The organism is Aeromonas sp. 603404 (assembly GCF_049171775.1).
In the GTDB taxonomy this organism is placed as follows: Bacteria; Pseudomonadota; Gammaproteobacteria; order Enterobacterales; family Aeromonadaceae; genus Aeromonas; species Aeromonas veronii_A.
The window spans coordinates 873,726-882,025 of the sequence record NZ_JAAKPE010000001.1; the positions used below are offsets into that span (position 1 = coordinate 873,726).

6 protein-coding genes and 1 tRNA gene are annotated in these 8,300 nt (G+C 57.5%); 4 read left to right on the forward strand and 3 right to left on the reverse strand.

Annotation, left to right across the window (positions count from 1 at the left end):
• Positions 1-23 precede the first annotated feature (23 nt).
• On the forward strand, positions 24-1,604 hold the full coding sequence (gene nhaB / locus G5306_RS03845; protein ID WP_421252344.1) for a Na(+)/H(+) antiporter NhaB: 1,581 nt from the start codon (positions 24-26) through the stop codon (positions 1,602-1,604).
• A 98-nt stretch (positions 1,605-1,702) separates the two neighbouring features.
• A complete protein-coding gene (dsbB, locus tag G5306_RS03850) occupies positions 1,703-2,224 on the forward strand; it encodes a disulfide bond formation protein DsbB (RefSeq protein ID WP_005336895.1) in 522 nt (173 codons plus the stop codon).
• 79 nt (positions 2,225-2,303) lie between these two features.
• On the opposite strand, the gene G5306_RS03855 is transcribed toward dsbB, so the two are convergent.
• The 3 genes from G5306_RS03855 to uvrB form a co-directional block, all read right to left on the reverse strand.
• Positions 2,304-2,951 (reverse strand): DedA family protein, encoded by a 648-nt coding sequence (locus tag G5306_RS03855; protein WP_040069761.1) that lies wholly within the window; start codon positions 2,949-2,951, stop codon positions 2,304-2,306.
• A 179-nt stretch (positions 2,952-3,130) separates the two neighbouring features.
• Positions 3,131-3,388 carry a YkvA family protein gene (locus G5306_RS03860; RefSeq protein ID WP_005360976.1) on the reverse strand — a complete coding sequence of 86 codons (258 nt, stop codon included), beginning with the start codon at positions 3,386-3,388 and terminating at the stop codon, positions 3,131-3,133.
• A complete protein-coding gene (uvrB, locus tag G5306_RS03865; protein ID WP_421312416.1) occupies positions 3,385-5,397 on the reverse strand; it encodes an excinuclease ABC subunit UvrB in 2,013 nt (670 codons plus the stop codon). The genes G5306_RS03860 and uvrB overlap by 4 nt, the downstream gene beginning before the upstream one ends.
• A 133-nt stretch (positions 5,398-5,530) precedes the next feature.
• Between uvrB and G5306_RS03870 the strand changes: the two genes are divergently transcribed.
• Both G5306_RS03870 and G5306_RS03875 read left to right on the forward strand, forming a co-directional pair.
• Positions 5,531-5,606 (forward strand) — tRNA-Asn (locus tag G5306_RS03870).
• Between the two features lie 773 nt (positions 5,607-6,379).
• The gene (locus tag G5306_RS03875; RefSeq protein ID WP_005345980.1) at positions 6,380-8,065 is read left to right on the forward strand and encodes an aspartate:alanine antiporter; all 1,686 of its coding nucleotides are present in this window, start codon (positions 6,380-6,382) and stop codon (positions 8,063-8,065) included.
• Positions 8,066-8,300 lie beyond the last annotated feature (235 nt).

Genomic DNA, 8,300 nt, shown 5'->3' on the forward strand with positions numbered 1-8,300 from the left:
CAACAAAGTTGAGACCCATTATCATGCCAATAAGCCTAGGGCAGGCATTCGCCAAGAACTTCTTGGGCAATGCACCACAGTGGTATAAAAGCGCCATCTTGCTATTTCTGGTGATCAATCCGATTGCCTTCCACCTTGATCCTTTCATTGCGGGCTGGTTACTGGTCGTTGAGTTTATCTTCACCCTGGCCATGGCCCTCAAGTGCTACCCCCTGCAACCGGGTGGTCTGCTCGCGATCGAAGCCGTGTTGATCGGCATGACCTCCGCCGATCAGGTCAAGCACGAGCTGGTCGCCAATATCGAAGTGCTGCTGTTGCTGGTGTTCATGGTGGCAGGCATCTATTTCATGAAGCAGCTGCTGCTCTATGTCTTCACCAAGCTGCTGATCGGCGTACGCTCCAAGATCCTGCTCTCCCTCTCCTTCTGTCTGGTGTCCGCCTTCCTGTCAGCTTTTCTCGATGCCCTGACCGTGATTGCCGTGGTGATCAGTGTCGCCACCGGCTTTTATGCCATTTATCACAAGGTCTCTTCCGGCAAGGAGTTTGGTCACAGCCATGACCATACCGACGATAATGAAGTGGCTGAGCGCAATCGCCAGGATCTCGATGATTTTCGCGCCTTCCTCCGCAGCCTGATGATGCATGCCGCTATCGGGACCGCGTTGGGCGGTGTCTGCACCCTGGTGGGCGAGCCGCAAAACCTCATCATCGGCGAGCAAGCCAGCTGGAACTTCGCCGAATTTGCCATTCGCATGTCCCCCGTGACCGTCCCCGTCTTTATCTGCGGTCTGCTGACCTGCGTGTTGGTGGAGCAGTTTCGCTGGTTTGGCTATGGCGCCCGCTTGCCGGACACAGTGCGCGCCATCATGGAGGAGTACAACCGCTACGAAGAGGCAAAACGCAGCCCGCAAGACAAGGCCAAGCTGATCGTTCAGGCATTGATTGCGGTCTGGCTGATCGTCGGTCTGGCCATGCACCTGGCAGCCGTTGGTCTGATTGGCCTCTCGGTCATCGTGCTGGCCACCTCCCTGACCGGGATCACCGAGGAGCACTCGCTGGGTAAAGCCTTCCAGGAGGCACTCCCCTTCACCGCCCTGCTGGCGGTCTTCTTCAGCGTGGTCGCCGTCATCATCGATCAGCAGCTGTTCAAGCCGGTGATCCAGCTGGTACTGGCTGCCAAGCCGGAGAACCAGCTGGCTCTCTTCTATCTGGCCAATGGGGTGCTCTCCATGGTCAGTGACAACGTCTTTGTCGGAACCGTCTACATCAACGAAGTCAAGACTGCCCTGCTCAATGGCGCCATTGACCGCGCCCAGTTCGATCTGCTGGCGGTAGCCATCAACACAGGTACCAACCTGCCATCGGTCGCCACCCCCAATGGTCAGGCCGCCTTCCTGTTTATGCTCACCTCGGCATTGGCGCCGCTGCTGCGCCTCTCCTATGGCCGCATGGTCTGGATGGCGCTGCCCTACACATTGGTGCTGGGGCTGATCGGCTTTTTCTCTGTCGAATTGCTGCTTGGTCCTGCCACTGAGTGGTTCTATCAGCACGGATGGCTGGTGATGGAGAGTGCGTTGCCAGCGGTACAGCCGGCACTGCATTAATCCGTTGCGACGGTTTCCGAGGGCCCTTTCAGGGCCCTTTTCTTTTCGGTTCCGCTCTGCTCTAATTCAGCCACTGTTTTTTCTGAGAGATCAATGAGATGATCGAGTTTCTCCGCCGTATCGCCGCCCATCGGCTGGCCTGGGGTCTGTTGGCAGCATCAGCCCTGTTCCTCGAGTTGTGCGCCCTCTTCTTCCAGCATGTGCTGGGCCTCTCCCCGTGCGTGATGTGTGTTTACGAACGGTTGGCGACCCTGGGTGTGCTGGCCGCTGGACTGCTCGGCATGGTGGCGCCGGATAAGTGGTATGTTCGCTGGAGTGCCATGTTGCTGTGGGGCTACAGTGCCTTCCGCGGCTTCCAGCTGGCCCTCAAGCATGTGGACTATCAGGTCAACCCCTCCCCGTTCAACGTCTGCAGCCCGTTTGCCGACTTCCCGAGCTGGGCTCCGCTCGATCAGTGGCTCCCCTGGCTCTTTATGCCGGAAGGGGATTGTGCCCAGATCACCTGGCAGTTCTTCGGTTACTCCATGCCCCAGTGGCTGGTCGTCATCTTCGCCGCTTACCTGTTGGTCTTCACCGTAGTGGCCATCGGCAATCTGGTGAAAGGGCGTTGCTGCAACTGATCATCATGGCCGTGTGGAGATAAAAGGGGGGAGCCATTATGGCTCCCCCCTTTCTCGTTCTGGCTGACCGTATTTCTGGTTACGCCCTGGCAGTGCTCATCTTGGCCTTGACCGCGCCAATTACCATGGGCAACAGGGAAATACCGATGATGCCGAAGATCAGCAGGGTAAAGTTGTGACGCACCACCGGCAGATTGCCAAAGAAGTGGCCGGCATAGACGAAGGAGAGTACCCACAGCAGGCCGCCAACCAGGTTGAACGCTAGGAAGCGCGGATAGGTCATGGCCCCCATCCCTGCAACGAACGGCGCAAAGGTGCGCACGATAGGCAGGAAGCGGGTGATGATGATGGTCTTGCCGCCATGCTTGGCATAGAAAGCGTGGGTCTTCTCCAGATAGTCGCGGCGGAAGATTTTGGAGTCCGGGTTACGGAACAGCTGCTCGCCGAAGAAGTGACCAATGGTGTAGTTGACCACGTTGCCCAGCACAGCTGCGATGATCAGCACGGCCGCCAAGGTGTGGACGTCCAGCACACTGCCCACGGTAAGCGCACCGGCGGCAAACAGCAGGGAGTCACCCGGCAGGAACGGCGTCACTACCAACCCTGTTTCACAGAAGATGATCAGAAACAGGATGGCGTAAACCCAGACGCCATAGTTCTCGAACAGCTCTTTCAAATGCACGTCAACGTGCAGGATAAAGTCGATTGCAAAGAGGATCAGATCCATTTTTTCCATACCCATAAAGTGAACGGCGTGGAGTCTACGCCAATGCCATCCGGGCGACAATCACCGGGGCAGCCTCTTTTTTGTCCCGCAGTGCCCACCTTCAAATGAAACCGTTTTTCCGCTTCCTTCGAGGGTGGGAGCACAAAGAGAGAAGCCGAGTATGTTGTTGAAAAGGTGAACTAGGAGGCCTGTTCCAGATCGCTGCGCACTGCGGGGGGCAAACAACGCTCCCAGCCCCATAGCAACACCAGCAGCAGGGTCACATCATCGAACCAGCCCAGCAAGGGCACCACGTCAGGGATAAGATCCACCGGACTGATGCCATAGAGCAGGATAAGGATCACCAGCCCCCTCGCCCACCAGGGGGTACCGGGATGGCGAAAGCCCTGATAGAGACGACGAAGTCGTTGCCAAATCAGCCAGCGTTTGCGGCTCATGATTCGATCAACTCGCTGCGCAACCGCTGGATCTGATCCCGCAGTGCCGCCGCCTGTTCGAACTCCAGATCCCGGGCATGCTGGAACATCTGCTCCTCCATCCGCTTGATCTCTTTGGCAATCTCGCTGGCTGAGCGGACATGGTATTCCCCTTGCGGCTCGGCCGCCTTGCGCATCCCCTTGCCAGGTTTGCCTGCCGTGCGGCTGCCTCCCATGTCCATCACATCGCCAATGGACTTGTTGAGCCCTTTGGGGGTGATGCCATGCTTGAAGTTATGGGCATGCTGCAAGGCGCGGCGCCGCTCGGTCTCCTCAATGGCGACCTTCATCGAGTTGGTGATGGTATCGCCGTAGAGAATGACCTTGCCGTTGAGGTTACGCGCCGCCCGGCCGATGGTCTGGATCAGCGAGCGAGTGGAGCGCAGGAAGCCCTCTTTATCCGCATCCAGAATTGCCACCAGCGACACTTCCGGCATGTCGAGACCTTCCCGCAGCAGGTTGATGCCCACCAGCACATCGAACTTGCCGAGGCGCAGATCGCGAATGATCTCCACCCGCTCGACCGTGTCGATATCGGAGTGGAGGTAGCGCACCTTGACGTCGTGCTCCGCCAGATACTCGGTCAAGTCTTCCGCCATCCGCTTGGTCAGGGTAGTAACCAGCACCCGCTCCTCGACGGCGACCCGCTTGCGGATCTCGGAAAGGAGATCGTCCACCTGAGTGGTCACCGGACGCACCTCGATCTCCGGATCGAGCAGGCCGGTAGGGCGCACCACCTGCTGCACCACATCGCCGCCGGACTTCTCCAGCTCGTAGGGGCCGGGAGTCGCCGAAACAAACACAGTCTGCGGCATCAGCGCTTCAAATTCGTCGAACTTGAGCGGCCGGTTGTCCAGCGCCGAGGGGAGCCGGAAGCCGTACTCCACCAGGGTCTCCTTGCGGGAGCGGTCCCCTTTGAACATGGCGCCAATCTGCGGCACCGTGACGTGGGACTCATCGATGATGAGCAGGCCATCCCCTGGCAGGTAGTCAAACAGGGTGGGCGGCGGCTCCCCCGGCGCACGGCCGGAGAGATAGCGGCTGTAGTTCTCGATGCCGGAGCAGTAACCCAGCTCCTGCATCATCTCCATGTCGAACTGGGTGCGCTGGCTGATGCGCTGCTCTTCCACCAGCTTGTTTAGGGACAACAGCTGCTCGCGGCGACTGCGCAGCTCCTCCTTGATATGCTCGATGGCGCCGAGAATGGTCTCGCGCGGGGTGGCGTAGTGGGTCTTGGGGTAGATGGTGTAGCGCACAACCGTCTGCTCGATAGCGCCGGTCAGGGGATCGAACTGGGAGAGGCGCTCCACCTCTTCATCAAACAGCTCTACCCGCAGCGCCAGCTTGTCAGATTCGGCGGGGTAGATGTCGATCACCTCCCCCCGCACCCGGAAGGTGCCGCGCTGGAACGCCATTTCGTTGCGGGTGTACTGCAGCTCTGCGAGGCGACGCAGGATATCCCGCTGGTTGATCACATCCCCCACTTTGAGATGCAACATCATGCTCAGATAAGCTTGGGGATCCCCCAGACCATAGATGGCCGACACCGAAGCAACGATCACCACATCGCGCCGCTCCAGCAACGCCTTGGTGGCCGACAATCGCATCTGCTCGATGTGATCGTTGATGGAGGCATCCTTCTCTATAAAGGTGTCGGTGGTCGGCACATAGGCTTCGGGCTGGTAATAGTCGTAGTAGGAGACGAAATACTCCACCGCGTTGTCGGGGAAGAACTCCTTCATTTCACCATAGAGCTGGGCGGCCAGGGTCTTGTTGGGAGCCAGGATCATGGTCGGGCGGTTCAGGGTGGCGATGACGTTGGCCATGGTGAAGGTCTTGCCCGAACCGGTCACCCCGAGCAGGGTCTGATGGGCCAGCCCCGACTCGATGCCATCCAGCAGTTGGGCAATCGCCGTAGGCTGATCCCCGGCGGGTTGAAACTGGCTGGCTAACTTGAACAATTTGCTCATGAACACTCCCGACACAAAACAGCAGAGGAGCAGTGTAACCGAGGGTTTGGCAGCGGTACACCCGTGCCATCATCCCGCGAATGGCTTGACCACCCAGTACACCTTCTGTATAATGCTCCTCCTTGCCTGATGTTCCCCCGTAGTTCAGTCGGTAGAACGGCGGACTGTTAATCCGTATGTCACTGGTTCAAGTCCAGTCGGGGGAGCCAAATTCCTCACCATCTCGGTGCAAGTTATCCACTTTAGTGCCCTCTCCTGCCAATTTTAATGCACAAGATCCTTCTTGCTGCTGACGCTCCCTTTTGTTACCCGTCCCGGCTCGACAGAGTTTTCTCCTGTCGCATCTAACTATTTGATTTTTATACAAACATTTTTCTTCCGGTATTTTTTGAACAGCCCTTGCATCCCAGTACTGGCGCGGTTTTCAGGGCGATGAACAAGTTTCATAAACAGGGTTATCCACAGATTCTGTGGGTAAGTGCAGCAAGCCCTGTCAGGACGCGGGATTGCCTGTTATCCCCTGCAACAGGAGACCATTTTACAGGCTAACCTGATTTTATTCTGTTTTGTCCCACCCTCTGTAACTGTTGATTAACAGGCTCTATTGGCACTTTCCGGAGATATCTTTTTGCCAGCCCTTTCCCCATATGGGAATGACGCTAGTATCTCGTCATTTGACTCTTTTACGACCAAGAGATCCCCAGGTTGAATCTGCTGAAACCGCTCTGTGGCGAAGCGCTAGACAGCAGAATCTAAAATCTCACCCATGACAGTGCAAGCCCGGCTGCAACCAGCATGTTTCACTAATTGACAACGGGAAGGAGAGCTAAAATCACCTGCTTTTTTCCGATGCTCCCCTTATCCCGCCGCCTGCTCATTAAATAGCGTCCGATAACTTCCGATTAATCCCCCCTTATGCTTCTTTATTAGTGATAGATACGGCACAATATCGGCCCCACTTTTTTCCTCGGTTTTTCCGGGCATGACTATAGATTTTGTGACACTGCTGCATCAAAGCGACTCCCTGCTGCTCTTCGTGGTATTGGCCTTCGGCCTGCTGCTTGGCAAAGTGCGGATTGGCAACTTCCAGATTGGCAACACCATAGGTGTGCTGTTTACCGCCCTGCTGTTTGGCCAGATGGGCTTCGAGTTTACTGCCACCACAGAAAACGTCGGCTTTATGCTCTTCATCTTCTGTGTGGGGATTGAGGCGGGCCCCCACTTCTTCAGCGTCTTCCTGCGCGATGGCATCCACTACATCACCCTGACTCTGGTGATCTTGCTGACAGCTCTGCTGCTGACAGTGGGGCTGGCCAAGTTCTTCAATCTGGGGCCGGGCATGGCGGCGGGGATCCTGGCGGGTTCCCTCACATCGACCCCGGCGCTGGTGGGTGCACAGGATGCCCTGCGCAGTGGTCTGCTCAACCTGCCCCATCAAACCGATATGCAGGCGGTACTCGACAACATGGGCATCGGCTACGCCCTGACCTATCTGGTGGGTCTGGTTGGTCTGATGCTGGTGGTGCGCTATCTCCCGTCACTGGCACGACTCGATCTCAATACCGAAGCGCAAAAAATCGCCCGTGAGCGGGGCCTCTCCGACAGCGACAGTCGCAAGACCTATCTGCCCATCATTCGCGCCTATCGGGTTGGCCCCGAGCTGGCAGCCTGGATTGGCGGCCGTACCCTGCGTGAAACAGGCATCTATCCCCACACCGGCTGCTATGTGGAGCGGATCCGCCGCAACGGCATTCTCGCCAGTCCCGATGGGGATGCCGTCATTCAAGAAGGGGACGAGATCGCCCTGGTGGGCTATCCCGAGAGCCACGAGAAACTGGACGTCAACTACCGCAACGGTAAAGAGGTATTTGATCGCAACCTGCTCGACCTGCAGATCGTCACCGAAGAGATAGTGGTGAAAAACGACGCCGTGGTCGGCCGCCATCTGGTGGAGCTCAACCTCACCGAGAAAGGGTGCTTCCTCAACCGGGTGGTACGCTCCCAAATCGAGATGCCGTTCGATCGCAACATCATGTTGCAAAAAGGCGATGTGCTGCAGATCAGCGGCGAGAAACAGCGGGTCAAACTGCTGGCCAACAAGATCGGCTTTATCAGTATCCACAGCCAGACCACAGATCTAGTGGCTTTCACCACCTTCTTCGTGCTCGGCTTGCTGATCGGCTCCGTCTCGCTTGTGTTCGGCCAGATTGAATTTGGCCTCGGCAACGCCGTCGGTCTGCTGTTGGCTGGTATTCTGATGGGGTATCTGCGGGCCAACCACCCCACCGTGGGTTACGTACCACCCGGAGCCCTGCGACTGGCCAAGGATCTCGGTCTTGCGGTCTTTATGGTGAGCACCGGCCTCAAGGCGGGTGGCGGCATTCTGGATCACCTGAGCGAAGTGGGTGCCGTAGTGCTCTTCTCCGGCATGTTGGTCACTACCCTGCCGGTGCTTGTCGGTTATCTGTTCGGGGTCTGGGTATTGAAAATGAACCCGGCGCTGCTGCTCGGCGCCATCACTGGTGCCCGTACCTGCGCCCCCGCCATGGATGTGGTCAACGAGGCCGCCAACAGCTCCATTCCGGCGCTTGGCTACGCAGGTACCTATGCGGTGGCCAACGTGATGCTGACGCTGGCAGGCTCCTTTATTATCGGCTTCTGGTTCTAACCAGTAACCATCAAATTACCGCTAACAAAGAAGGGAGCCTCAGGCTCCCTTCTTGCTATCTGCCTTTCTCCCAAGATGCGAAGCAGGCTTATTGGTGTGATCTCACCTGACACCAACCATCAGCGCTGAACTCTGCCCCCTATCCTACAATGGTTGACGCTCTGCTCTGCTCTGCTCTGCTCTGCTCTGCTCTGCTCTGCTCTGCTCTGCTCTGCTCTGCTCTGCTCTGCTCTGC

Coding starts and splice junctions, on each gene's coding strand:
- G5306_RS03875 (WP_005345980.1), top strand. CDS start 6,380: ATGACTATAGATTTTGTGACACTGCTGCATCAAAGCGACTCCCTGCTG.
- G5306_RS03860 (WP_005360976.1), bottom strand. CDS start 3,388: ATGAGCCGCAAACGCTGGCTGATTTGGCAACGACTTCGTCGTCTCTAT.
- dsbB (WP_005336895.1), top strand. CDS start 1,703: ATGATCGAGTTTCTCCGCCGTATCGCCGCCCATCGGCTGGCCTGGGGT.
- G5306_RS03855 (WP_040069761.1), bottom strand. CDS start 2,951: ATGGATCTGATCCTCTTTGCAATCGACTTTATCCTGCACGTTGACGTG.
- nhaB (WP_421252344.1), top strand. CDS start 24: ATGCCAATAAGCCTAGGGCAGGCATTCGCCAAGAACTTCTTGGGCAAT.
- uvrB (WP_421312416.1), bottom strand. CDS start 5,397: ATGAGCAAATTGTTCAAGTTAGCCAGCCAGTTTCAACCCGCCGGGGAT.